Source organism: Mycobacterium sp. 4858 (assembly GCF_900240975.1).
Classification (GTDB): Bacteria; Actinomycetota; Actinomycetes; order Mycobacteriales; family Mycobacteriaceae; genus Mycobacterium.
The window spans coordinates 3407332-3432238 of sequence record NZ_LT968776.1; the positions used below are offsets into that span (position 1 = coordinate 3407332).

Below are 24907 nucleotides of genomic sequence, written 5' to 3' on the forward strand. Positions count from 1 at the left end.
CCGGTCCGGGCCTCTTAACCCCGAGAGCGCACCCCCGGAGTTAAAGCCGCACGGCCCGAACGAATTTGATCGTGGTCGCCGGGACCTGCTCCGCGGCGGGCCCCAACTCCGGCAGCCCGGCGGCGGAGAACAGGTCGGTGAGCCGGGATTCGGTGGTTTCCCAGCCGTTTTCGTGCAGATGCGCGGCGACGTCGGTGTGCTCGCCCGGATACGTCAAGCTGGTCAGGTCCATCTCGAGCCCGTGTCGTCGCCAGCCTTCGGTCATGAGCCTGGCCTGCTCCCGGGCTGCCGGCGACGTGCCGGTCACCGTGCCGTAGTCGGCGGCGAACCGGCTGCCCTCGGCCGACAGCGGGATGATGGAGTCCAGCAGCCGAATCTCGGCCTCCGGCGGCAGCCATCCGATGAGCACGCCCTCGGCCAGCCATGCGGTGGGATGGGCCGGATCGAAGCCCGCCTCCTGAAGCGCCGCCGGCCAATCGTCGCGCAGATCGACGCCGACCTCGCGGAGCTTGGCGGTGGGCGCCGCCCCGATCTCCGACATCGTCGCCGCCTTGAACGCGATGACCTCGGGCTGGTCGATCTCGTACACGATCGTCCCGATCGGCCAGCGCAGCCGGTAGGCGCGAGAATCCAGGCCCGAGGCCACGATCACCACCTGGAGCAGGCCCGCCTGCCCGGCCGCCGCGAAATAGTCGTCGAAATACCGCGCGCGGGCGGCGAACGTGTCGACCATGCGGGCAAACCCGACGCTTCGCTCGAGGTCGTCGGGATCGAGTTCGCCGCTGGCCAGCCTGGTGAACACGTCCAACCCGACGGCGCGCACCAGCGGCTCGGCGAAGTCGTCGGTGATGACCGGCTGCGGACGCTTGCTCGCGGCGGCCCTGGCGGCGGCGACCATGGTGGCCGTCGCTCCCACGCTGTTGGCCAGGTCCCAGCTGTCACCTTCGGTTCGTGCCATGGCTTCTCCTTCGATGTGGCGGCCAAACCACGGTATGCCCCGTCGGTGAAATCCGCGTCGCCTACCGTTTCAGCCATGCCCGCAGTGGAATTGGAAACCGTCGAAGACGGCATCGCCCGCATCACCCTGAACCGGCCCGAGCGCCTCAACGCCATCGACGGCGCGTTGATCGACGGCGTGGACCACGCCCTGGACGCGCTCGGCGACGGCGAGTTCAGGGTGGCGATCCTGACCGGCGCCGGACGCGGATTCTGCGCGGGGGCCGACCTGAGCGGCACCGGCGAGCCGTGGACCAAGCCCAGGCCATCCACCCCGGCGTTCAAGGTCAACTACGACTCCCAGGTCCGCCTCGCCGACCTGTTCACGCGGATCTACGAGCTGCCCATTCCGGTGATCGCCGCGGTCAACGGCGTGGCCGTCGGGGGCGGGCTGGCCTTCGCGCTGGTCTGCGACGTCCGCGTCGCCTCCGACCGGGCGCGGTTCTCCTCGGCGTTCATCAAGGCGGGCTTCTCGTCGATGGACATGGGCACCAGCTACCTGCTACCCAAGATCGTCGGCGCGGGAGTGGCGCGCGAACTCATGCTGACCGGCCGCATCATCAACGCGGCCGAGGCCTACCGCATCAAGCTGGTGCACGAGGTGGTGGCCCCCGACGAGCTGATGCCGGCCGCGCTGAAGGTGGCCCGCTCGATCGCCGAGAACAACGCCTACGGCGTCTGGCAGACCAAAATCGGTCTGAACGCGGCACTGGATGCGCCCAGCCTGCGGCATGCCATCGAGATCGAGAACCGCACCCAGATCCTCACCGGCTTCACCAACAACCCGGTCGAGGCGGCCAAGGCGCACCGGGAAAAGCGCGCCCCGAAATGGGATCCGCTGTGACGGTCAGTGAAGGTCAGACCTTTGCGATGACGTTCTCGGCGAACATCTCGAGGTTGCGGATCTTGTTCTCCAGTGGCTCGGTGTCCTTGCCCTTGATGTAGGGGATGCGGAAGCCGACGATCGCGTCGGTGACGCCCTTGTCTTCCAGGCGTTTGATGCCGTCCACGGTGTAGGCGTCGGCCGAGATGACGTGGATCTGGAAGGGCTCGGTCTTGCCGGCGTCTTCGCGATACCGCTTGAGCTTGGCGATGAGCCCGTCGAGTTCTTCCGGGTCGCCTCCGCCGTGCATCCAGCCGTCCAGCCGGGCCGCGCGGCGCAGGGCCGCGTCGGCATGCCCGCCGACCAGGATCGGGATCGGCTGCGTGGGAGCCGGCGCCATCTTGGTCTTGGGGATGTCGTAGAACTCGCCGTGGAATTCGAAGTAGTCGCCGCTGGTGAGTCCCTGGATGATTTCGATGCATTCGTCCATGCGCTTGCCGCGCTTGGCGAATGGGACGCCCAGCAGTTCGTAGTCCTCCGGCCATGGGCTGGTGCCGACGCCGAAGCCCACCCGGTTGTTGGTCAATGCCGCCAGCGAACCGATCTGCTTGGCCACCAGCGCCGGCGGCCGGATGGGCAGCTTGAGGACGAAGAAGTTGAAGTGCAGCTTGGTCGTCACCGCGCCCAATGCCGCTGTGAGCACGAAGGTTTCGATGAACTCCTTGCCGTCCAGGAACTCGCGATCGCCGTCGGGGGTGTAGGGGTATTTCGAGTCGGACTCGAAGGGGTAGGCGATGCTGTCGGCGATCGTCATCGCGTGGTACCCGGCCGCCTCGGCCGCCTGGGCCAGCGGGATGTAGTACCGGTGATCGGTCATCGCCTCCGCGTAGGTGAACCGCACGTCATCTGCCTTCCTGGAAACGGGTCGTCACACGAGATTAGAACGTGTTCTAGTTCTACCCGTGCGCGGGTTCCCAGCACAATAAGGCGTCAGAGCTGGTTTTCGGGGCCGATCACCGCCCACACCGTCTTGCCGGTCGCGGTGGGAGTGCTGCCCCACGCGCGTGAGAGCGCGCCGACGATCGCCAGGCCGGATACGTCGATGCCGTTCGCCGGGGACGGCAGCCGCAAGGCGGGGGCATGGCTGCTGTCGGACACGGCGATCGTCGCCGTCGCGCCATGCCTCTCGATCCGCACCACGGGGACGCTTGCGGTGTGTTCCAGCACGTTCTCGACGAAGACGTTGACCACGACCAACGCGACGGGGATGAGCGTGGATTGCGACCAGGCGGTGAGCCACTCGCGGACCAGGCGGCGTGACTCGCGCAGGCTGGTCAGGTCGGCGGGCAGTTGCGCGTCGGCACGACGCACGGCACGCCGGCTCTGCTGGCTGAGCGCCTTCGTCGCCGCCTTCTCGGTCGAGTACACCGGCATGAAGTAGGCGACGCCGTTGCGGGTGATCGTCTCGCGTGTCCCGCGGTGGGCGCACACCAGGACGACCGGAACATGGGGATCGCTGCGGATCTGCCAGTACGCGCCGATGAACGTGGACCACGCCGAGTCGGCGAGCACCTTGAGCGCGGAGATGTTGACGATGACGGCGGCGGGCTCGCCCAGCGTGGCCTGCAGGATGTGGTCGCGGAGCGCCGCGGAGTTGGTCGTGTCGAGCGCACCGTCGACGGTCAGGATGGCCACGGATTGATCCGTCCGCGTCGCGACGGCCAGTGAGCTGGGGGATTCAGCGACCGAGCTCACCGCGCGACCCCTTCTCCGCAGGGGGCCTACGGTGTCGATGTGCTGGGATTCCCGGCTGGAGCAGAAACCGAGGAGACGTCACAATCCGGCTGCCCAGCGGGGTCTTGCCGTCCGGTTCCATCGCTGCTCCTCGAATTACCGCCGGGCCAACTGCTTGAGTATCCGCCCTCAGCGGCAAAAGTCGAATGCGGGTCGAGCGGCCTGCAAGCCGCCGGAATGCGCAGCCCACAAGGGTCATGTCCCGGACGCGCGCGGCATGCGGCGCGGTAGGAGTGAGGCGCGTGCCCGTCCCCACCCGTTCGAGGCCCCCGCCTCTACCGCACCGAACCTGACGTTCGAATCCGCTGCGCAGCACGCGCATGTCCCGAAGCTACCACCTTCCGGGGCGGTCCGAACGCCCGGATGCCCCCGGAAATGGTTCGATGAGCAGCGCAAAAAGCGGCCGGTCAGGTGAGCGCGTACGGCGGAGCACCCACCCCGGCGACCGAATGCGTCCCCCACGGCGTCTGCTCGACGATCCGCGCGGCGGCACTGCGCCCGCCCACCGTCAAGGTCGCGGTCCGGGTTTGCCTGAGCGCCTCGTCCGGTAACGGCCGCGACGGCGAACCGAACAGCGTCCCCTGCCAGTGGTAGCGGCCGTCGATCGGGTCCAGGTGGCCGGTGAGCCGGACTCGCACCGGGTGGATGCCGCCGGCGATCTCCAGCGTCGCCGCGCCGTCGTAGGTGTCGTCACGCTCGGGCGCGGCGGACGACAGGTCGAAGGCCGACGCCACCGGCGGCGCCTGGTCGGGTGTGAGCCGGGCTCGCTCGTTGAACACCCGCAGGCTGCTGGCGCGCACCTCGATGCGGCCGCTGGCCGTGCGATCCATCACGCGCAGGCACTCGGCGATGTAGCGCGCCCGAGCCTCGGCGTCCGGACCGGTGAGGAAGAAGTAGTTGGGGAACCCGCGAACGGCCACCCCGTAGAACGGCTCCATGCCGTCGTGCCACGCCCGCCGGATGGGCAGCCCGCCGGCACCGACGAGCGTCGCGTCGCCCGGCTCGTCGGGGACCGAGAACCCGGTGCCGTAGACGATGGCGTCGACGCGGCGCTCGGCGCCATCGCGGGTGCGGATGCCCGACACGGTCACCGCCTCGATCGCCGACCCGGCCACCGTGACCGAACGGCGCTCGGCGGGCGGCGCGATGCGCCGGCGCAGCCGGCGCTTGGCCCGCGTGGACCACAACGGGATCTCGGTGACCACCCGGCGCGGTCCGTGGGCGAAGACGGTGACCGACGCCGCCGCCTCGATCAGCCGGCGCATGTGGTGGCCGGCGGCGGCGTCGCAGCCGACGACCGCGATGCGCTTGCCGGACGGATCGAAGCCGGGGGCCCAGGCGGCCGCGTGAAACGACTCGCCGAGGAAGTCGTCGCGGCCCGCGATGTCCGGCAGCCACGGAACGAAGGGCGGCCGGCCGGCGGCGATGACCGCCCTCGCCCGCAGGCCCTCGCCGCCGGCCGTCGTCAGCAGCCAGGTGTCGGTGCTGTCGTCGAACCTCGACCGCAGGTCCGCGGCCGGCCCGTCGAGGACCACGAAATCGGTGACGCCGGCGGCCAGCAACACCGACCGGGCGCCGGGGTGCGCGCCGACGACGGCGATGGGGTGGCGGGGCTCGGCGGGGTCGCGCGGCCGCGTCACAGAAACCTGCTGCGCTTCCAGCCGCGGCGGGCGATGGGGCCCAGCAGGCCCACCTCGGTCAGGAACGTCGCCAGCGGGGCGAAACCGGCGACCTGCATGTCGCGGCGATGCGGGCTGGTCCGCGCGATCCGCCGGGCCCGCTTCGGGTCCAGGCCGGTACGCGCGTAGGGGATCGGGTTACTGAACAGGTAGTTGAAGAAGTACCCGCCCAGACCGTTGATGTTTGCCATGAACCAGCGGTTGAACCGGGGCATCTCGGCGACGCGTTTGCGGGCGCCGTCGCGGGCGAACTGGATGTGGCGCGCCTCCTCGGTGACGTGAATCCGCATGAGTCGCTGGATGATTGGCTGTAACTCCGGGTCGTCCATCATCTGCCGTTGCAGCGAGTCGAAAATTTCCTCCCCGATCAACGCCGCCACCCACAGCATCGAGCCCCGCTGGAACGCCAGCGGCAGGGCGTTGATGATCATCCGGTGGAACAGCCGCGGCCGCACCGGCTTTGCGCCGATACGCTCGATGGCCTTGCCGAACATCACCATGTGGCGGGTCTCGTCACCCAGCTCGGTCAGCTTGTAGTGGGTCGAGGAGCTGGTGGGGTCCTCGTGCAGGATCGTGCGCAACAGCGACTGGTTCAGCATGTTCTCGAACCAGATGCCGGCCGAGAGCGTGTTGACCAGCTCCTGGCGGGAGAGCTCGATCTGTTGTTCGCGGGTCATCTCGTCCCACATCGGCGTCCCGTACAGCGACACCAGCCGCGGCGGCAGATAGAACTTGTCCGGGTCCAGCGGCGCATCCCAGTCGATGTCGACGACGGGTTCGTAGGACTTTTTCACCGAGCCTTTGAGCAGGCGGTCGGAAAACTCCTCACGACTCGGCCCGCTCGATTTGACCGCAGTGGTGGTCATCGCTGGCGTCCCTTCATTGGGTCCTGCAGACGGTACCCATGGTACTGGGTACTTTCGGCCCGGACTAGGCCCTTTAGGTTGCAATTCGGCAAGCTGATTCACGCAACGAGGAGGTCTGTTGGGCCGGCACATCCACGTCATCGGCATCGGCGCCGGCGATCCCGCGTACGTGACCGTCCAGGCGATCGACGCGCTCAACGACACCCAGGTCTTCTTCGCGATGGACAAGGGCGAGGCGAAAAGCGACCTGGTGGCGCTGCGGCGGCAGATCTGCGCCCGGTTCATCCGCGAGCCCGGCTACCGATTCGTCGAGCTGCCCGATCCCCAACGGTCGGCCGACGGCGGCTCTGAGGGCGCCTATCGCGAGGCCGTGTCGGACTGGCACGCGGCGCGGGCGCGGGTCTGGGCGGCGGCCATCGCCGCCGAGCTGGGTCCCGACGGCGTCGGCGCGTTCCTGGCGTGGGGCGACCCGGCGCTGTACGACAGCACGCTGCGCATCCTGGACGCCATCGGGGGGCAGCTCGAGTTCACCTTCGACGTCATCCCGGGCATCACGGCGGTGCAGGCGCTCACGGCCCGGCACCGCATCCCGCTCAACGAGGTCGGGGAACCGGTACTGATCACCACCGGCAGGAAGCTGCGCGAGCAGGGGCTGTCCGGGGCGGCGGTCGTGATGCTCGATGCCGACTGCTCGTTTCAGGCGTGCCCGCCCGACACCCAAATCTGGTGGGGTGCCTATCTGGGCACCGCCGACGAGCTGCTCGTGGCGGGCACCGTCGGCGAGGTCGGCACCCGCATTGCGGCACTGCGGGCCGAGGCCCGGGCGCGGCACGGCTGGATCATGGACACCTATTTGCTCAGACCGGCAGACTGAAAGGCGTGCCCGAACTGCCCGAGGTCGAAGCGCTGGCCGACCATCTGCGCCGCCACGCCGTCGGCCTGACGATCAGCCGCGTCGACGTCGCCGCGCTGTCCGTGCTGAAAACCTTCGACCCGCCGCCCAGCGCGCTGCACGGGCGGACCGTGACGGGGGCCCACCGCTGGGGCAAATACCTCGGGCTGCAGGCCGGAGAGCTGTACCTGATCGCCCACCTGTCGCGGGCGGGTTGGCTGCGCTGGTCGGACAGGCTGGCCGCGGCGCCGCTGCGCCCCGGCAAGGGCCCGATCGCGCTGCGGGTGCACCTGGGCACGCCCGGCGAGGCGCCCGGCTTCGACCTCACCGAGGCGGGCACTCAGAAGCGGCTGGCCGTGTGGCTCGTCGGCGATCCGCAGTCGGTGCCCGGGATCGCCGCCCTGGGCCCCGACGCGCTGGAACTGAGCGCCGACGATCTCGGCGGGCTGTTGGCCGGCAACACCGGCCGGATCAAGACCGTCATCACGGATCAGAAGGTGATCGCCGGCATCGGCAACGCCTACAGCGACGAGATCCTGCACGTCGCCAAGATCTCCCCGTTCGCGACGGCCGGGAAACTGACCGACGAGCAGCTCGCCGCCCTGCACGACGCGATGGTGTCCGTCCTGCGCGACGCGGTGAGTCGATCCGTGGGGCAGGGGGCGGCCACGCTCAAGGGGGAGAAACGCTCCGGGCTGCGGGTGCATGCGCGCACCGGGCTGCCCTGCCCGGTGTGTGGGGACACCGTGCGGGAAGTTGCCTTCGCGGACAAGTCTTTTCAGTACTGCCCGACATGCCAGACCGGCGGCAAGGTGCTGGCCGACCGGCGGATGTCGCGGCTGCTCAAGTAGGCCTCAACAAGGCGATGCTCCGGGACTTGACACCTGTCGATATGCTGCCCGGGTGACTCGCCAGAAGATCCTCATCACCGGCGCCAGCTCCGGGCTGGGCGCCGGCATGGCCCGCGCGTTCGCCGCCAAGGGTCGCGACCTGGCGTTGTGCGCCCGTCGCACCGACCGACTCGACGAGCTGAAAGCCGAACTCTCGCAGAAGTATCCGGGGATCAAGATCGCCGTCGCCGCGCTGGACGTGAACGACCACGAGCAGGTGCCGAAGGTCTTCGGCGAACTCAGCGACGAGCTCGGCGGCATCGACCGGGTCATCGTCAACGCCGGCATCGGCAAGGGGGCCAAGCTGGGCTCGGGCAAGCTGTGGGCGAATAAGGCGACCATCGAGACCAACCTGGTGGCCGCGCTGGTGCAGATCGAGACCGCGCTGGAGATGTTCCACAAGAGCGGGTCGGGCCATCTGGTGCTGATCTCGTCGGTGCTCGGCAACAAGGGGGTACCGGGCGTCAAGGCCGCCTACGCGGCCAGCAAGGCCGGGCTGAGCTCGCTGGGTGAATCCCTGCGCGCCGAGTACGCCAAGGGTCCGATCAAGGTCTCGGTCATCGAGCCGGGCTACATCGAGTCGGAGATGACGGCCAAGTCGAACAGCACGATGTTGATGGTGGACAACGCGACCGGCGTCAACGCCCTGGTCGCCGCGATGGAACGCGAGCCCGGCCGCGCGGCGGTGCCGTGGTGGCCGTGGGCGCCGCTGGTGCAGGTGATGCGGGTGCTGCCGCCCCCGCTCACCAAGTGGTTCGCCTAGCTTCGCTGCCCGCGAGCGTCCGTGTCTGTACGCGACACGCCGGGCTCACGCGTGCAAATGTGGACGCTCGCGGTTGAGGGCTGTTAGCTGGTGCGGCCGCGTTCCGTGCGGTATCGGCGGACCAGCGCGTCGGTCGAGCTGTCCGACTGCGGCGCAGGCGAGTCGTCGGACGTGATCACCGGGAGCAACGCCTTCGCCTGGGTCTTGCCCAGCTCCACGCCCCACTGGTCGAACGAGTCGATGCCCCAGACGACGCCCTCGGTGAAGACCTGATGCTCGTAGAGCGCGATCAGCTGGCCCAGCACCGAGGGGGTGAGCCGGTCGGCCAGGATCGAGGTCGACGGCCGGTTGCCCGGCATCACCTTGTGCGGCACGACGTCGGCCGGCGTGCCTTCGGCGGCGATCTCCTCGGCCGTCTTGCCGAACGCCAGCACCTGGGTCTGGGCGAAGAAGTTGCTCATCAGCAGGTCGTGCATGCTGCCCGTGCCCTCGACGGTGGGCAGGTCGTCGAGGGGCTGGCTGAAGCCGATGAAGTCGGCCGGCACCAGCCGGGTGCCCTGATGCAGCAATTGGTAGAAGGCATGCTGGCCGTTGGTTCCCGGCTCGCCCCAAAAGATTTCGCCGGTGTCGGTGGTGACCGGGGTGCCGTCGGCGCGCGTCGACTTGCCGTTGGATTCCATCGTCAGCTGCTGTAGGTAGGCCGCGAATCGCGCCAAGTCGTTGGAATACGGCAGCACCGCGCGCGACTGGGCGCCCATGAAGTTGGAGTACCACAGCCCGATCAGCCCGAGCAGCGCCGGCGCGTTGGACTCCAGCGGGGCGGTCCTGAAATGCCGGTCCACGAGGTGGAAGCCGGACAGGAAATCGGCGAAGGCCTCCTTGCCGATGGCCGCCATCACCGACAGGCCGATCGCCGAGTCGACCGAGTACCGCCCGCCGACCCAGTCCCAGAAGCCGAACATGTTGTCGGTGTTGATGCCGAAGTCGTCGACCAGGCGCTTGTTGGTGGAAACGGCCACGAAGTGCTTGGCCACCGCGGCGTCGCCGAGCGCGTCGGTCAGCCAGCGGCGCGCGGCGGTCGCGTTGGTCAGGGTTTCCAGCGTGGAGAACGTCTTCGATGCCACGATGAAAAGCGTTGTGGCGGGGTCCAAGTCGGCCAGGGTGGCGATGAGGTCGGCCGGGTCGACGTTGGAGACGAAGCGGGCCGAGATGCCGGCGTCGGCGTAGTGGCGCAGCGCCTGGTAGACCATCACCGGACCCAGATCCGATCCGCCGATGCCGATGTTGACCACGGTGCTGATTCTTTTTCCGGTGGCCCCGGTCCATTCACCGCTGCGTAACCGGTCGGTGAAGTCGCCCATCCGGTCCAGCACGGCGTGCACGTCCTCGACGACGTTGCGGCCGTCGACAATCAACTCGGCGTCACGGGGCAGGCGCAGCGCGGTGTGCAACACCGCCCGGTCCTCCGACACATTGATGTGAGCGCCCGCGAACATCTGGTCGCGGCGCTCTTCGAGGTTAGCCGCGCGCGCGAGATCAATCAGCAGCCGCAGGGTTTCTCGGGTGACGCGGTGTTTGCTGTAGTCGATGTAGAGGTCGCCGACCGAGACGGTGAGCTCGCGGCCGCGGTCGGGATCCTCGTCGAAGAACTGGCGCAGATGGGTCGTGCCGATTTGTTCGTGGTGCCTGAGCAGGGCATCCCACGCTGGGGTGGCGGTGATGTCGGGGAGGCTTGGCACGGAGGTCATAGTTCGACCCTAATCGCGTGCGCGGCGTTGGGGGCACCTCAGCGACGTCGCGAGGGCAGGCCTCAGTGACCGAGCCGGCCCCTGCCCAACCGCAGCAGCAGGATCGCCAGGTCCTTACCGTCGGGACCGAGCTCGCTGTAGCGTTCGATCACCTTCATCTCGCGGCTGTGGACGAGCCGCGTGCCGCCGGATGCCATCCGCGCCTTGCCGATCGCCTGGGACACCTCGGTGCGCCGCTTCACCGCGGCGAGGATCTCGGCGTCCAGGCGGTCGATCTCGTGGCGCAACTCGTCGATGCTCAACTCGTCGGCGGCCTGTGGGGTGTCCACCGTCTCAACCTTCATCTCTGCTAACTCCGCATTGTCGGGATGTGGGGGTTGTGGTCTCATCCGGTTTCGGGCCTCACAACGAGACGAGCCCCGATCTCCGGAAGCGGACCACGGGGCTCTGGCGAAAGCAGTTAGACCACGGGGACCGCTAACCGGTACCCGTAGAAAAATCGGCGGCAGTTCGGGGTGCCGAGCTGCCGATGGCGCTGCGCGTCGAGCACAAAACGAGTGTGCCATTAGAAACAGGTCCGGCGCAAAAACGTCTTCGTGCGCTGGCCAACCCGGCGTCGCGGTGGGCGGCAAGCCCCGGTGGTCACCCGGCCGATGCCCGCGCCGCGGTTGCGTGCCGGTGTGTGGAATTCGCTAACGGCGGCGAAATTGAGTGTTATCGCAGATGGTGAAAGATTTGACGAAGCCGCAAAGTCCGGCGCGATTATGACCGTCTTTTTAGACGTGGGTGTAATTGGCAGGCATTTTCAAACCGGCCGCCTATTGGATTGCGAAAGACGCATTTTGTAGACGGGGTTTGGCGCTGCGACGCGCCGCCGCGGCGCCAACCCGGTCGGGCGTCTTGGCGCGTTGCGTCGGTGGCCGGCGGTAAGTTTGGACCAACATGAGTGTGTACGTAACCGATGCCAATCTGAGCTCCGAAGCAGATCAGCTGCTTGACGGCCTCAATCCGCAACAGCGCCAAGCGGTGGTGCACCAGGGCTCGCCGCTGTTGATCGTCGCGGGGGCCGGCTCGGGCAAGACCGCGGTGCTGACGCGCCGCATCGCCTACCTGATCGCGGCGCGGGGCGTCGGGGTCGGCCAGATCCTGGCCATCACCTTCACCAACAAGGCCGCGGCCGAGATGCGCGAACGCGTGGTGCGGCTGGTGGGCAACCGTGCCCGCGCCATGTGGGTGTCCACCTTCCACTCGACGTGCGTGCGCATCCTGCGCAACCAGGCGTCGTTGATCGAAGGCCTCAATTCCAACTTCTCGATCTACGACGCCGACGATTCCCGTCGTCTGCTGCAGATGATCGGGCGCGACATGGGGCTCGACATCAAGCGCTACTCGCCCCGGCTGCTGGCCAACGCCATCTCCAACCTGAAGAACGAGCTGATCGACCCCGCCGAGGCGACGGCCAGACTGACGGACGATTCCGACGACCTGGTCCGCACCGTGGCCTCGGTGTACGGCGAGTACCAGCGGCGGCTGCGCGCGGCGAACGCATTGGACTTCGACGACCTGATCGGCGAGACCGTCGCGGTGCTGCGGGCCTTCCCGCAGATCGCCCAGCACTACCGGCGGCGGTTCCGTCACGTCCTGGTCGACGAGTATCAGGACACCAACCATGCGCAGTACGTGCTGGTGCGGGAGCTGGTCGGTCACGACGTCGCCGAATCGCCGGACGATGTGCCGCCGGCCGAATTGTGCGTGGTCGGTGACGCCGATCAGTCGATCTATGCGTTCCGCGGCGCCACCATCCGCAACATCGAGGACTTCGAGCGCGACTATCCGGACGCGACAACCATTCTGCTGGAACAGAATTACCGCTCGACGCAAAACATCCTGTCGGCGGCCAACTCGGTGATCGCCCGCAACGCCGGTCGCCGGGACAAGCGCCTGTGGACCGATGCGGGCGCCGGGGAGTTGATCGTCGGCTACGTCGCGGACAACGAGCACGACGAGGCCAGGTTCGTGGCCGAGGAGATCGATGCGCTCGCCGATCGGGGCGAGATCACCTACAACGACGTCGCCGTGTTCTACCGCACCAACAACTCGTCGCGGTCGTTCGAAGAGGTGTTCATCCGCGCCGGGATTCCCTACAAAGTCGTTGGGGGAGTGCGCTTCTACGAGCGCAAGGAGATCCGCGACATCGTCGCCTACCTGCGCGTGCTGGACAACCCCGGCGATGCGGTCAGCATGCGGCGCATCCTCAACACCCCGCGTCGGGGCATCGGGGATCGTGCCGAGGCCTGCGTCGCGGTGTACGCCGAGAACACCGGGGCGAGTTTCGCCGATTCGCTGGTGGCCGCCGCCGAAGGCAAAGTGCCGATGCTCAATTCGCGCGCGGAGAAGGCGATCGCCGGTTTCGTCGAGTTGCTCGACGAGCTCAGGGGCCGCCTCGACGAGGATCTCGGCGACCTGGTCGAGTCGGTGCTCGAACGGACGGGTTACCGGCGAGAGCTGGAATCCTCCACCGATCCCCAGGACCTGGCCCGCCTGGACAACCTCAACGAACTCGTCAGTGTGGCACACGAATTCAGCACCGACCGGGCCAACGCCGCCGCGCTGGGCGAGTCGCTGCAGGCCCCGGAGGACGAAGACGTGCCGGACACCGGTGTGCTCGCGGAATTCCTGGAACGCGTCTCGCTGGTGTCCGACACCGACGAAATCCCCGAGAACGACGCCGGCATGGTCACCCTGATGACGCTGCACACCGCCAAGGGGCTGGAGTTCCCGGTGGTGTTCGTCACGGGCTGGGAGGACGGGATGTTCCCGCACATGCGGGCGCTGGACGACCCGGTTGAACTGTCCGAGGAGCGGCGGCTGGCCTACGTCGGCATCACCCGCGCCCGTCAGCGGCTCTACTTGAGCAGGGCCATCGTCCGGTCCTCCTGGGGGCAGCCGATGCTGAACCCCGAATCCCGTTTCCTGCGGGAGATTCCGCAGGAACTCATCGAGTGGCGGCGCACCGCGCCGGCCCCGTCGTTCAGCGCACCCGTGAGCGGCGCCGGCCGGTTCGGTACGCCGCGCGCGGCCCCGACCCGCTCGGCCGCGGGCAAGCGCCCACTGCTGGTGCTCGAGCCGGGCGACCGGGTGACCCACGACAAGTACGGGCTCGGACGGGTCGAAGAAGTCTCCGGGGTCGGCGAATCCGCCATGTCACTCATCGATTTCGGCAGCGCGGGGCGGGTCAAGCTGATGCACAACCACGCGCCGATCAGCAAGCTTTAGCCAGTGCGGCCTCCGGCTGGCTGCGGCGGACGGCCTTCGGCACCATGCAGTGATCCGGAAACTTGATATCGCGGGCGATATCAGATGCCGACGGCGCCTCACGGTCGGCCGGGCCCGGGTGGCGGGTCAGGCCTCCAGCCAGCGTTTGGTTCGCGGGTGCATCGCGAGCACCACGCTGGCGAGCGGCAGCAACGGCAGCAGGTGCACGATCCACGCGACACGGGCACCGGCGATGAACACACCCAGGTAGGTCAGCACGGCGACCACGGCGCCGACCGCGATGAGATGGCGCCCGACGGGCCGGTGCTGCAGCAGCATGATCACGCCCGAGATGGTGGCCGCCGCGAAGACCAGGGCGAGGAATGCGACGGCGATGCAGAACAAGCGGTCGGATCGCCACCAACCGGCGATCAGGTCGGTGGCGACCACCGACGTGGCCCACCCACTGACGATGCTGACGGCGCAGGCGGCGACGGCCGTCCGGTCGCTTGGCTCGTCGCCCGGCGTGCCGTAGGCAACGCGGCTTCCCGGGCGAGAAGCGGCCGGATAGGGCGGCGGCTGGGACGGGATGTGGGTCGTCGGGGATTCCGGCGCCACGGGGACGGGGCCGGTGGGTGCCCGGCGGATGATGCGCGTCTTGGAGTCCGACGGCGAGGCGGACTCGGGCGGTTGCGGACCGGGAGGTGGTTGATTCGGCGCGGTCACCTCAACCAGCGTAGTTACCGACCATAAGACCCCGCTTAGCCAGCCACGGGACGGGGTCGATGCGTTCGGTGCCACCCTGAAGCACCTCGAAGTGCAGGTGAGGGCCGGTGGAGTTGCCCCGGTTGCCCATGGTGGCGATCTGGTCGCCGGCCATCACGCGCTGCCCGACGCTGACCAGCGTCGTGTTGACATGGCCGTAGAGCGTCACGGTGCCGTCGGCGTGGCGGAGCTTGACCAGCGCCCCGTAGCCGGCGGCGGGCCCCGCGTCGATGACGACGCCGTCGGACACCGCGTAGATCGGTGTCCCGATCGAGTTGGCCAGGTCGATGCCGGCGTGCAGCACGCCCCAGCGGTAGCCGAAGTTGGACGTGAAGATGCCCTTTGTCGGCATCACATAGAGCGGTTGCTGCAGCCGCGCCTCACGCTGGGCGCGATCGTTGGCGAACGCGACGCCCTTGGCGAGCTCCTGGTTGTGCACGGCGGCGGTCGCCGCCGGCTCGAGCGCGACCACCTGCGCGCCGCGGATCGTGTTGCTGCCCGACCCGCCGGTGAGCGCCGACGCGTTCGCGGTCAGCACGGCCTCGGTCCTGGGGGTGTCGGCGTGGCTGGTGGCGGTGTGGGCCGCCGCGGCGGCCGCGCCGGCGGCCATCGCCGAGATCATCAGGCGGCCCCTGGCCGCGCTGGTCGGTTGCTTGCGATGCTGCCCGCCGCGGCGCGCCGCGCCGACGACATCGGTGGCGTGCGGGCGAGCCGAAGGCCGCTCGGGCCCGACGACCACCCGCGGGAGCACCTCGGTCACCGGCGCGGCCAGCCACAGCGGGGCCGGATCGTCGGCCTCGTTCAGGTCGTCGAGTTCTGGAGCCAGCAGCACCTGCGCGGCGTTGTCGAACGTGGAGTCGTTGCTGTAGTCGAGGTCGCCGAGATCGCGGGCGTCGTCGCGCCAATCCAGGTCATCGAAGTCGAAGCCATCCAGCGGGAGGATTTCGGTGACTTCGTTGCGATGGGGCTCGGTTCCCCGGCCGCCCGCCGCGCGGCCAACCCTCACCACGCCTGCCGTTTCGGCAGTTGAAGGAGCTAAACGGTGCTGGGACAAGCTGAAATGTCCTCGTATCGTGACCATAACGTTATCTGGACCCTAGGAAGGTATCCGCTAACTCGCGGCACTGGCAACCTCGTCGCGCAATCCGGCCGAAATTGTGATTTGGGTCACGACGCCGGTGGGCGGGGGTGTCGTGAGCTGTGCCACATCGCCGGACGCGCCCGTAAGGGCGGGTTGGCCAGTGGATACAGTTCGTCCGTGCGAGTTGCCGAACGCGGCACCGCCCATCAAGAGGCCTAGCAGTTGAGTCGAGCGAAGACAGAGAGTCCATGGACCTTTTCGAGTATCAAGCAAAAGAATTGTTCGCCAAGCACAACGTACCGACTACGCCGGGGCGCGTGACCGACACCGCCGAGGGCGCTCGGGAAATCGCCGCCGAAATCGGTCGCCCGGTCATGGTCAAGGCGCAGGTGAAGGTCGGCGGCCGCGGCAAGGCGGGTGGGGTCAAGTACGCGGCGACACCGGAAGACGCCTACGAACACGCCAAAAACATCCTCGGCCTCGACATCAAGGGTCACATCGTCAAGAAGCTGCTGGTCGCCGAGGCCAGCGACATCTCCGAGGAGTACTACATCTCCTTCCTGCTGGACCGCGCCAACCGCACCTACCTGGCCATGTGCTCGGTTGAGGGCGGGATGGAAATCGAAGAGGTGGCCGCCACCAAGCCCGAGCGGCTGGCCAAGGTTCCGGTGAATGCCGTCACCGGTGTCGACCTGGCGACCGCGCGCTCGATCGCCGAGCAAGGCCACCTGCCCGCCGAGGTGCTCGACGCCGCGGCGGTGACCATCAACAAGCTGTGGGAGCTGTTCGTCGCCGAGGACGCCACCCTGGTCGAGGTCAACCCGTTGGTGCGCGACCCCAAGGACCAAATCCTGGCGCTGGACGGCAAGATCACGCTGGACGCCAACGCCGACTTCCGCCACCCGGAGCACGCCGAGTTCGAGGACCGCGCGTCCACCGACCCGCTGGAACTCAAGGCCAAAGAGCACGACCTCAACTACGTCAAGCTGGATGGCGCAGTAGGCATCATCGGTAACGGTGCGGGCCTGGTGATGTCCACGCTCGACGTCGTCGCGTATGCCGGGGAGAAGCACGGCGGCGTCAAGCCGGCCAACTTCCTGGACATCGGCGGCGGCGCGTCGGCCGAGGTCATGGCCGCGGGGCTGGACGTCATCCTGAACGACAAGCAGGTCAAGAGCGTGTTCGTGAACGTGTTCGGGGGTATCACCTCGTGCGACGCCGTTGCCAACGGAATCGTGACCGCCCTGAACATGCTCGGTGACGAGGCCAACAAGCCGCTCGTGGTGCGGCTCGACGGCAACAACGTCGACGAAGGACGCCGCATCCTGGCCCAAGCCAACCACCCGCTGGTGATCCAGGCCGAGACCATGGACGCCGGTGCCGACAAAGCCGCCGAGCTGGCGAACAAGTAAGGGAGCCAACGAATGTCGATCTTCCTGAACAAGGACTCGAAGGTCATCGTCCAGGGCATCACCGGCGGCGAGGGCACCAAGCACACCGCGCTGATGCTGAAAGCCGGCACGCAGGTGGTGGGCGGGGTGAACGCCCGCAAGGCGGGCACCACCGTCTCGCACGTCGACCCAGTCGGCAAGGACGTCGAGCTGCCGGTGTTCGGCAGCGTCGCGGAGGCGATGAAGGAGACCGGCGCCAACGTGTCGGTCGGCTTCGTGCCGCCGAAGTTCGCCAAGGACGCCATGATCGAGGCCATCGATGCCGAGATCCCGCTGCTGGTGGTCATCACCGAGGGAGTCCCGGTGCAGGACACCGCATATGCGTGGGCGTACAACCTGGACAAGGGCCACAAGACGCGCATCATCGGGCCGAACTGCCCCGGCATCATCACCCCGGGTGAGGCGTTGGCCGGCATCACGCCCGCCAACATCAGCGGCCCCGGGCCCGTCGGCCTGGTGTCCAAGTCCGGCACGCTGACCTACCAGATGATGTACGAGCTGCGCGATTTCGGGTTCTCCACGTCGATCGGCATCGGCGGTGACCCGGTGATCGGCACCACCCACATCGACGCCATCGAGGCCTTCGAGAAGGATCCCGACACCAAGGTCATCGTGATGATCGGCGAGATCGGCGGCGATGCCGAGGAGCGTGCGGCCGACTACATCAAGGCCAACGTGAGCAAGCCGGTCGTCGGCTATGTCGCGGGATTCACTGCGCCGGAAGGCAAGACGATGGGCCACGCCGGCGCCATCGTGTCCGGTTCGTCGGGCACCGCGGCCGCCAAGAAGGAAGCCCTGGAGGCGGCCGGCGTCAAGGTGGGCAAGACCCCGTCGGAGACCGCCGCCCTGGCCCGGGAGATCCTGCAAAGCCTGTAGGGGCTGTGGCGATCGGGAGCGCGGCGTCGCCGGGCGAGGCGGGTCGCCACCGTCGAGGCTGCGAGGGCCCCGGATTTGGCCGGGGCCCTGTCCCAGGTAGATAGTGGTTCTATGAATCTCGACCCGAACACGCCGGTCATCGTCGGTGTGGGGCAGTTCACCGAGCGCATCGAGGACTCCGGCTACCGCGGGATGTCCTCGGTGGAACTGGCCACCGCGGCGGCGCGGGCCGCACTGCATGACTGTGGGGCCGACGCCACCTCCGTCGCCGCGTCCATCGACACCGTCGCCGCGATCCGGCAGTTCGAACTCTCCGGGCGCACACCCGCGCCGATGGGCAAGTCCAACAACTACCCGCGTTCGGTGGCCCAGCGCATCGGTGCTGCACCAGCCCGCGCGCTTCTCGAACCCATCGGCGGCCAGGGCCCACAGCATCTGGTCACTGAGTTCGCCGGCGTCATCGCCTCGGGTGCGGCCGAGGTCGTGATGATCTTCGGCTCCGAGAACACTTCCAGCATCCGGTATTTCGCCGACCGGGAGAAGCCGGACCATTCCGACACGGTCGAGGGCTCCCTCGAAGACCGGGGCTTCGGCTACGAGGGCCTGTTCGACGACTACACCGTCGCGCATGGCTTGGTCGGTGCGCCGGCCCAGTACGGGCTGCTGGAGAACGCGCGCCGTGCCCGACTGGGCTTGAGCGTCTCGGACTACCGGCGCCAGATGGGTGAGTTGTTCGCTCCGTTCACCAAGGTGGCGGCGAAGAACCCGTTCGCATCCTCCCCGGTGGAGCGCACCGACGACGAGCTCATCACCGTCACCGCGTCCAACCGGATGATCTGTGATCCGTACCCGAGGCTGCTGGTGGCCCGTGACCAGGTCAATCAAGGTGCGGCCGCGCTGCTGATGTCGGTGGCCGCGGCCCGCAGGCTCGGCGTGCCCGAGGAGCGCTGGGTGTTCTTGCACGGCCACGCCGACATGGTGGATCAGCCGCTGCTCGACCGCCTCGACTTGACGCACAACTCGGCTTCGGTGCTGGCGGTCCGGGAAGCACTCGCCGGCGCCGCCGTCGGCATCGATGACATCTCGACCTTCGACCTCTACAGCTGCTTCCCGGTGCCGGTGTTCAACTTCTGCGACGGGACGGGCCTGGCCACCGACGACCCGCGCGGGCTGACGCTCACCGGGGGCCTGCCGTACTTCGGCGGGCCGGGCAACAACTACTCACTGCACGGCATCGCCGAAACGGTCAGCGAAATGCGCGACCGGCCAGGCCAATTCGGCCTGGTCGCCGCCAACGGCGGGATCATGAGCAAGTACTCGGTCGGGGTGTACTCGACCACCCCGGTGAACTGGAAGCCCGACAACAGCGCCGCGCTGCGTGCCGAGGTCGCCGCCCGTCCCAAGATGCCGGTGACCGTCAAGGCCGACGGTCCGGCAACCATCGAGACCTACACCGTCCGCTACGACTGGCCGGTACACACCGGCCTCATCGTCGGCCGTCTCGACGGCGACGGCAGCCGCTTCCTGGCACTGAGCGAGGACCCCGATCTGGTCGGGCTGCTCAGCAACGGCGAGCCGCTAGGGGCTTCGATCGTGGTGCGGTCGACGGAGAAGGACAACCGGGCCGCGCTGGCCTGAGGCCTGGCCCATCCACGACACGTAAATCACGCACACGACACGCCGCAAACCGTCGCCGTGGTTTACGTCTCGCGGATGTGAAGCGGCAGCTAGACGGCCGGCCTAGTGCTCTTCTACTTGCGTCTCGTCGTTGCCGCTCTCGTCTCTTTCGTCGTCGTACGTCGTTGCGCCGCACTGGTTTATCGTTGCCATCAACCCATGTTGGAACGTTCTTCCACGGCGGACGCCTCTGGCATCAAGGCTGTCAGGTGGCCGCGAATCCGGGAATGGCTCCGTCTGGGGGCTGGCCGTCACCCAGCTAGGGGGGACCGACAACGACCCGAGCACGCCCGCTTTGCCCACGTCGGCACACACCAGCCGACCATCAGTCAGGGCGTCCAGCCAGGGCCGGGGATTGACGTGTCGCAACGCTTCGGGGACGTCCCCCGTCATCCGAGGTCAGCAGCAGCCAGGTCAACACCGGACAGGCTACGAGCCCATTCCGCGAGCCCTTCCGCATTGAGCTGAGGTTGAATCCCGGAGGTTCCCGCCAGCCCCGGCGAGCTGCTCAGCCCGCCTGCCGCCGATGCCACCCCCAATCCGCCAGACGAGCTGGGGGTAACGGGCGCGGGGAGGGTGTAGAAGATGGTGCCGGACATGTTGGTGATCGTGGTGTCGGCGATGGCGGTCGCGGTGGCGGTGTTTGTGGTTGTTGTCACGGTCGCTCCCATCCCTCCACCACTGGTGAAGGTGGCGGAGCCGCCTTGGAGCGAGACGACGACCGAGGTCACTCCGTTTTGGGTGAGGGTGGCGGGGCCGGAGACCACAACGCCGCCGGGGGTGAACACACCGTTCACGTAGCAGGGGATGATCGTTTTTACAGAGCTGGCGGCGTTGACCATGACGGTGCCGGGATTTGCGATGGTGGAGCCGTTGCCGGTGACGGTGATTGTTCCGCTGGTGATCTTCAGGGTAGTGCTGCTCCCGAGGTTGATAGTGGTGCCGGACGGGACGGTGACGGTTTGGCCTGGCGGGAGGGGCGGGTCGGCGCCGGCGTTGGTCGAGCTCAGCTGCTGGGAGGCGTTGGTTGAGGCCATCTGCACCACTGATTGCGTGCGGGCGCCGGTGGCGTTGCCGGCGGACTGGGCCACCGCGCGGGCCTGGTCAGCCTGCCCGGCAGGGTTGGTGGTGTGCGGGGGCTCGTTAAGCGGCGTCAGGGTGCTCGCGGGCGCCGAAGCAGCGGCGTAGCCGTACATCGCGGCGGCGTCTTGGGTCCACATCTCCATGTACTGGGCCTCGGTGGCCGCGATCGCCGGGGTGTTCTGGCCGAGGAAATTGGTTGCGATCAAGGCCATCAACTGCGCTCGGTTGGCCGCAATCACCGGCGGGGGCACGGTCATCGCAAACGCCGCTTCGTAGGCCGCCGCCGCCGTGTAGGCCTGGGCGGCGGTCTGCCCGGCCTGAGCGCCGGTAAGAGATAGCCACTCCACATAGGGTGTGGCCGCGGCCGTCATCAGCATTGACGACGGACCCGACCACGCTTGCCCGGTCAACCCCGCGACCACCGACGAGTAGTCGCTGGCTGTGGACTCCAACTCGGCGGCCAGGGCGTCCCAGCCCGCCGCGGCTTCCAGCATTGGACCGGCTCCGGGGCCGGCATACATCAGACCGGAATTGACCTCTGGCGGCAGCGATGCGAAGTCCATAGCCTTTTTCCCTATTCAGATTCGTAATCGTCGAACTGATCTCGACAGCGCCTCAAACCACATAGCTATGTTCTGAAATCGTGTAATTACGTATATAGGGTCTAAAGTCCTATAGGCGCGTTGCCGCGCTGCCTACTCAGTGAAAACGTCTGGGACGTGCCATCTTTCGGCTATCGCAACCGCTGGTTCATACAAAGTTCCGCGACACATAAACCACGTGAACGACACGCCGGTGCCGGTCGCCGTGGTTTATGTCTGGCGGATACGAAGGGCTGTCAGACGAGGGCCGCCAGCTTGCCGGCCAGCCGCTCCACATAAGCGGCGACCTCGTCGTCGGGCTTGTCCGGCAGGCCGAACAGCACCTCGGTCACGCCGAGCTCGGCCCACTTGGCGAGCTTCTCGGGCACCGGCTTGAAGTCCAGGGCGACGATCTGCGGGGCACCGTCGCGGCCGGCGGCCGCCCAGGTGTCCTGCAGCAACTTCACCGGCTCGTCGATGTCGAAGTCGCGGGGCGTGGTGATCCAGCCGTCGGCGCTGCGGGCGATCCACTTGAAGTTCTTCTCGTTTCCGGCTGCGCCGACCAGCACCGGAATGTGCGGCTGAACGGGTTTGGGCCACGCCCAGCTGGGCCCGAACTTGACGAACTCGCCGTCGTAGGCGGCTTCCTCCTCGGTCCACAGCTCGCGCATGGCTTCGATGTATTCGCGCAGCATGGTGCGGCGGCGGGCGGGCGGCACGCCGTGGTCGGCGAGCTCATCGGTGTTCCAGCCGAATCCGACGCCGAGGCTGACGCGCCCGCCGGACAGATGGTCGAGGGTCGCAATGCTTTTCGCCAGCGTGATCGGGTCGTGCTCGACGGGCAGCGCCACCGCGGTGGACAGCCGGACCCGCGACGTGACGGCGCAGGCCGCCCCCAGGCTTACCCATGGGTCTAGCGTCCGCATATAGCGGTCGTCGGGCAGCGACGCGTCGCCGGTCGTCGGGTGCGCCGCCTCGCGCTTGATCGGGATGTGGGTGTGTTCCGGCACGTAAAAGGTCGTGAAGCCGTGTTCGTCGGCAAGTTTCGCGGCCGACGCCGGAGAGATGCCGCGGTCGCTGGTAAAAAGCACAAGCCCGTAATCCATGGGGTGAATTAGAACGTGTTCTACCTCCGCTGGGCAAGCTCCCGTCGCGGCGGCACGGATCGGCGGCGCTCCGGTGTCCGTGCCGGTCGCCACGGCACCGGCATCGCGAAGTGCGCTAGCGTGGTTGATCGATCGCGTCGCAACGCAAGCGCCGGGCACGGCGGTTATGGAACGGCGCGCCCGCAAGCACAGGGTCGCGACGCAACTGTGGCGCCCGCAAAGGCACTTCAAAGGCACTGGAAGCAACAGGAGGAGCCATGACCTACTCGCCCGGCAGCCCCGGATACCCGACCGCGCCGCCTGGCGGCTCCTACGCAGGCAGCACACCGTCGTTCACCAAGGACGATGACGGCGCCAGCAAGCTCCCGCTCTACCTGAACATCGCGGTGATCGTCCTCGGACTCGCGGTGTACCTGCTGAACTTCGGGCCGACCTTCACGATTGGCGCCGACCTCGGCCCGGGCGTCGGCGGCCGCGCCGGTGACGCGGGCACGGCCGTCATCGTCGCGGTGCTGGCGGCGCTGCTCGCGGGCCTGAGCCTGGTGCCCAAGGCCAAGAGCTACGCGGGAATCGTCGCGGTCATCGCGGTCCTGGGTGGCTTGCTCGCCATCACCGAGACCATCAACCTGCCCGCCGGCGTCTCGGTCGGCTGGGCGATGTGGCCTCTGGTGGCCTGCGCCGTGCTCCAGGCGATCGCCGCCGTCGTCGTCGTTCTCTTGGAAGCGGGTGTCATCACGGCGCCGACGCCGCGGCCGAAATACGACCCGTACGCCCAGTACGGTCAGTACGGCCAATACGGGCAGTACGGCCAGCAGCCCTACTACGGCCAGCAGCAATCGCCGCAGCACCCCGGGTACGGGTCGCAGTACGGCGGATACGGGGCCGGCCAGGGCCCGACCCAAACCGCGGTTCCGACCGGCGGTTTCGGCGCCCAGCCCGCGCCGCAGTCCGGGCCTCAGCAGGCCGCGCAGCAAGGTCCGTCCACGCCGCCCACCGGCTTCCCGAGCTTCAGCCCGCCCCCTGCGGCCGGTGCCGGCTCCGAGGGCTCGTCGTCCAACTACTCCAACCAGGCCGGGGGCCAGCAGCCCTACGGCCAGGAGCAGCAGTCGCCTTCGTCGCAGTCTGGCCCAGCGCCGTCCTAACGGCGCGCCTGCGCGCCTAGTCGGGGACGTGCGCCAAGAGTGACACGGGTGGAAAACGGCCGGCCAGCGGGCGCCCGCCAGGCGCGTGACCTAGTCCGAGTTGCGTTCGGACCGGCGGTGGTGGCCCTGGTCATCATCGCCGCGGTCACGTTGCTGCAGTTGTTGATCGCCAACAGCGACATGACCGGGGCGCTGGGCGCGATCGCCAGCATGTGGCTCGGCGTGCACCAGGTGCCGATTTCCATCGGCGGCCGCGAATTGGGCGTCATGCCGCTACTGCCGGTGCTGCTGATGATCTGGGCCACGGCGCGCAGCACGGCGCGGGCCATCTCCCCGTATTCCTCGTGGCTGGTGGTCCGCTGGGTCGTCGCGTCCGCGCTGGGCGGCCCCCTGCTGATCGCGGCGATCGCCCTGGCCGTCATCCACGACGCGTCGTCGGTGATCACCGAGCTGCAGACGCCCAGCGCCCTGCGCGCGTTCGCCAGCGTTCTGGTCGTGCATGCCGTCGGCGCCGCGATCGGCGTGTGGTCCCGGGTGGGACGACGGGCGCTGGCGGCGTCGTCGCTGCCGCCGTGGCTGGGCGACGCCCTGCGGGCCGCGTCCGCGGGTGTGCTGGCGTTGCTCGGGCTGTCCGGCATGGTCACGGCGGCCTCGCTGGTGGTGCATTGGGCGACCATGCAAGACCTCTACGGGATCACCGATTCGATCTTCGGGCAGTTCAGCCTCACGGTGCTGTCGATCTTGTACGCACCCAACGTCATCGTCGGCACCTCGGCGATGGCCGTCGGGTCCAGCGCCCACCTCGGATTCGCGACGTTCAGTTCGTTCACCGTGTTCGGCGGCGACATCCCGGCGCTGCCGATCCTGGCCGCCGCCCCCCGGCCGCCGCTCGGGCCGGTATGGGTCGCGCTGCTGATCATCGGGGCGTCGTCCGGGGTGGCGGTCGGGCAACAGTGCGCTCGGCGCGCGCTGCCGCTGATCCCGGCGATGGCCAAGCTGCTGATCGCCTCGGCCGCGGGGGCGTTGGCGATGTCCTTGCTCGCCTACGGCGGCAGCGGCCGGCTGGGAAACTTCGGCGATGTCGGCGTCGACCAGGGCGCCCTGCTGGCCGGGGTGTTCTTCTGGTTCTCGGTCGTGGGCGGGATCACGCTGTTCATGACCGGCGGCGTCCGGGCGCGGCCCCGACGGCCCAAGCCCAAGCCCGCGCCCGCCGCGGCCGCGCCCGCGGACTTTGCGGAGATCTTCGACGAGCCGGACGGCGAGCCGATCGACGAGCCCCCGGCCGATTTCGCCGATCCCGACGAGGTCGCCGCTGACGACGCGCCCGTCAGCGACGACGACGCGGCGATCACCGGCGACGAGGTCGCGGCGCCCCCCGGCGACGCGGAGCCGACCGCGACCGACCGCGACCACGACGAGTACCCCCACTAGGCTTTCTC

General features: G+C 68.2%; 22 protein-coding genes and 1 pseudogene. 11 read left to right on the forward strand and 12 right to left on the reverse strand.

Annotated features, from left to right (window positions below; genetic code table 11):
- Positions 1-40: 40 nt before the first annotated feature.
- Entirely contained in the window at positions 41-958 is a 918-nt protein-coding gene (locus C1737_RS24840; RefSeq protein ID WP_068097746.1) for an SAM-dependent methyltransferase, read from the reverse strand.
- A 75-nt stretch (positions 959-1033) separates the two neighbouring features.
- On the opposite strand from C1737_RS24840, the gene C1737_RS24845 reads away from it, so the two are divergent.
- Entirely contained in the window at positions 1034-1840 is an 807-nt protein-coding gene (locus C1737_RS24845; RefSeq protein WP_068097748.1) for an enoyl-CoA hydratase/isomerase family protein, read from the forward strand.
- Between the two features lie 13 nt (positions 1841-1853).
- On the opposite strand, the gene C1737_RS24850 is transcribed toward C1737_RS24845, so the two are convergent.
- The 4 genes from C1737_RS24850 to C1737_RS24865 all read right to left on the reverse strand — a co-directional run bounded on the left by C1737_RS24850 (position 1854) and on the right by C1737_RS24865 (position 6158).
- On the reverse strand, positions 1854-2720 hold the full coding sequence (locus C1737_RS24850) for an LLM class flavin-dependent oxidoreductase (protein WP_068097750.1): 867 nt from the start codon (positions 2718-2720) through the stop codon (positions 1854-1856).
- An 89-nt stretch (positions 2721-2809) separates the two neighbouring features.
- Positions 2810-3574: an STAS domain-containing protein gene (locus C1737_RS24855; RefSeq protein ID WP_102419707.1), complete on the reverse strand. Its 765-nt coding sequence runs from the start codon at positions 3572-3574 to the stop codon at positions 2810-2812.
- Between the two features lie 446 nt (positions 3575-4020).
- Entirely contained in the window at positions 4021-5007 is a 987-nt protein-coding gene (locus C1737_RS24860) for a DUF4873 domain-containing protein (protein WP_233214857.1), read from the reverse strand.
- Between the two features lie 242 nt (positions 5008-5249).
- A complete protein-coding gene (locus C1737_RS24865) occupies positions 5250-6158 on the reverse strand; it encodes a diiron oxygenase (RefSeq protein ID WP_068097756.1) in 909 nt (302 codons plus the stop codon).
- A gap of 118 nt (positions 6159-6276) precedes the next feature.
- On the opposite strand from C1737_RS24865, the gene cobF reads away from it, so the two are divergent.
- From cobF to C1737_RS24880, 4 genes and pseudogenes are all read left to right on the forward strand, one after another.
- Positions 6277-7032, forward strand: coding sequence for a precorrin-6A synthase (deacetylating) (gene cobF / locus C1737_RS24870; protein ID WP_102419708.1), 756 nt, complete (start codon positions 6277-6279; stop codon positions 7030-7032).
- A gap of 5 nt (positions 7033-7037) precedes the next feature.
- Positions 7038-7232: pseudogene (locus C1737_RS27335) on the forward strand (DNA-formamidopyrimidine glycosylase family protein); the annotation flags it as partial.
- Between the two features lie 201 nt (positions 7233-7433).
- Positions 7434-7901, forward strand: a complete 468-nt coding sequence (locus C1737_RS27340; RefSeq protein WP_233214858.1) for a zinc finger domain-containing protein — start codon at positions 7434-7436, stop codon at positions 7899-7901.
- A gap of 52 nt (positions 7902-7953) precedes the next feature.
- Positions 7954-8703 (forward strand): SDR family oxidoreductase, encoded by a 750-nt coding sequence (locus C1737_RS24880; protein ID WP_068097763.1) that lies wholly within the window; start codon positions 7954-7956, stop codon positions 8701-8703.
- A gap of 83 nt (positions 8704-8786) precedes the next feature.
- On the opposite strand, the gene pgi is transcribed toward C1737_RS24880, so the two are convergent.
- Positions 8787-10451, reverse strand: a complete 1665-nt coding sequence (gene pgi / locus C1737_RS24885) for a glucose-6-phosphate isomerase (RefSeq protein WP_102419710.1) — start codon at positions 10449-10451, stop codon at positions 8787-8789.
- 62 nt (positions 10452-10513) lie between these two features.
- Positions 10514-10840 (reverse strand): chorismate mutase, encoded by a 327-nt coding sequence (locus C1737_RS24890; protein ID WP_082973022.1) that lies wholly within the window; start codon positions 10838-10840, stop codon positions 10514-10516.
- Between the two features lie 553 nt (positions 10841-11393).
- Between C1737_RS24890 and pcrA the strand changes: the two genes are divergently transcribed.
- Positions 11394-13727 carry a DNA helicase PcrA gene (gene pcrA, locus C1737_RS24895; RefSeq protein WP_068097768.1) on the forward strand — a complete coding sequence of 778 codons (2334 nt, stop codon included), beginning with the start codon at positions 11394-11396 and terminating at the stop codon, positions 13725-13727.
- Positions 13728-13853: 126 nt separating this feature from the next.
- Here pcrA and C1737_RS24900 read toward each other — a convergent pair whose 3' ends face one another.
- Positions 13854-14432: a hypothetical protein gene (locus tag C1737_RS24900; RefSeq protein ID WP_067919401.1), complete on the reverse strand. Its 579-nt coding sequence runs from the start codon at positions 14430-14432 to the stop codon at positions 13854-13856.
- Position 14433: 1 nt separating this feature from the next.
- On the reverse strand, positions 14434-15477 hold the full coding sequence (locus C1737_RS24905) for a M23 family metallopeptidase (protein ID WP_067919403.1): 1044 nt from the start codon (positions 15475-15477) through the stop codon (positions 14434-14436).
- A gap of 323 nt (positions 15478-15800) precedes the next feature.
- Here C1737_RS24905 and sucC point away from each other — a divergent pair, with 323 nt between their 5' ends.
- From sucC to C1737_RS24920, 3 genes are all read left to right on the forward strand, one after another.
- Complete coding sequence (gene sucC, locus C1737_RS24910) at positions 15801-16964, forward strand: ADP-forming succinate--CoA ligase subunit beta (protein WP_102419711.1); 1164 nt, start codon at positions 15801-15803, stop codon at positions 16962-16964.
- A 12-nt stretch (positions 16965-16976) separates the two neighbouring features.
- The gene (gene sucD, locus C1737_RS24915) at positions 16977-17879 is read left to right on the forward strand and encodes a succinate--CoA ligase subunit alpha (RefSeq protein ID WP_067921437.1); all 903 of its coding nucleotides are present in this window, start codon (positions 16977-16979) and stop codon (positions 17877-17879) included.
- Positions 17880-17990: 111 nt separating this feature from the next.
- Positions 17991-19517, forward strand: coding sequence for an acetyl-CoA acetyltransferase (locus C1737_RS24920; protein WP_102419712.1), 1527 nt, complete (start codon positions 17991-17993; stop codon positions 19515-19517).
- Between the two features lie 102 nt (positions 19518-19619).
- Here C1737_RS24920 and C1737_RS27580 read toward each other — a convergent pair whose 3' ends face one another.
- From C1737_RS27580 to C1737_RS24935, 3 genes are all read right to left on the reverse strand, one after another.
- Positions 19620-19949 carry a PE/PPE C-terminal domain-containing protein gene (locus tag C1737_RS27580; protein WP_082975010.1) on the reverse strand — a complete coding sequence of 110 codons (330 nt, stop codon included), beginning with the start codon at positions 19947-19949 and terminating at the stop codon, positions 19620-19622.
- The gene (locus C1737_RS27455) at positions 19946-21202 is read right to left on the reverse strand and encodes a PPE family protein (RefSeq protein ID WP_199182927.1); all 1257 of its coding nucleotides are present in this window, start codon (positions 21200-21202) and stop codon (positions 19946-19948) included. The genes C1737_RS27580 and C1737_RS27455 overlap by 4 nt, the downstream gene beginning before the upstream one ends.
- Positions 21203-21477: 275 nt before the next feature.
- The gene (locus tag C1737_RS24935) at positions 21478-22326 is read right to left on the reverse strand and encodes an LLM class F420-dependent oxidoreductase (RefSeq protein WP_102419713.1); all 849 of its coding nucleotides are present in this window, start codon (positions 22324-22326) and stop codon (positions 21478-21480) included.
- Between the two features lie 257 nt (positions 22327-22583).
- On the opposite strand from C1737_RS24935, the gene C1737_RS24940 reads away from it, so the two are divergent.
- Positions 22584-23468: a DUF5336 domain-containing protein gene (locus tag C1737_RS24940; RefSeq protein WP_067919646.1), complete on the forward strand. Its 885-nt coding sequence runs from the start codon at positions 22584-22586 to the stop codon at positions 23466-23468.
- 48 nt (positions 23469-23516) lie between these two features.
- Entirely contained in the window at positions 23517-24899 is a 1383-nt protein-coding gene (locus C1737_RS24945; RefSeq protein WP_102419714.1) for a DUF6350 family protein, read from the forward strand.
- Positions 24900-24907: the final 8 nt, after the last annotated feature.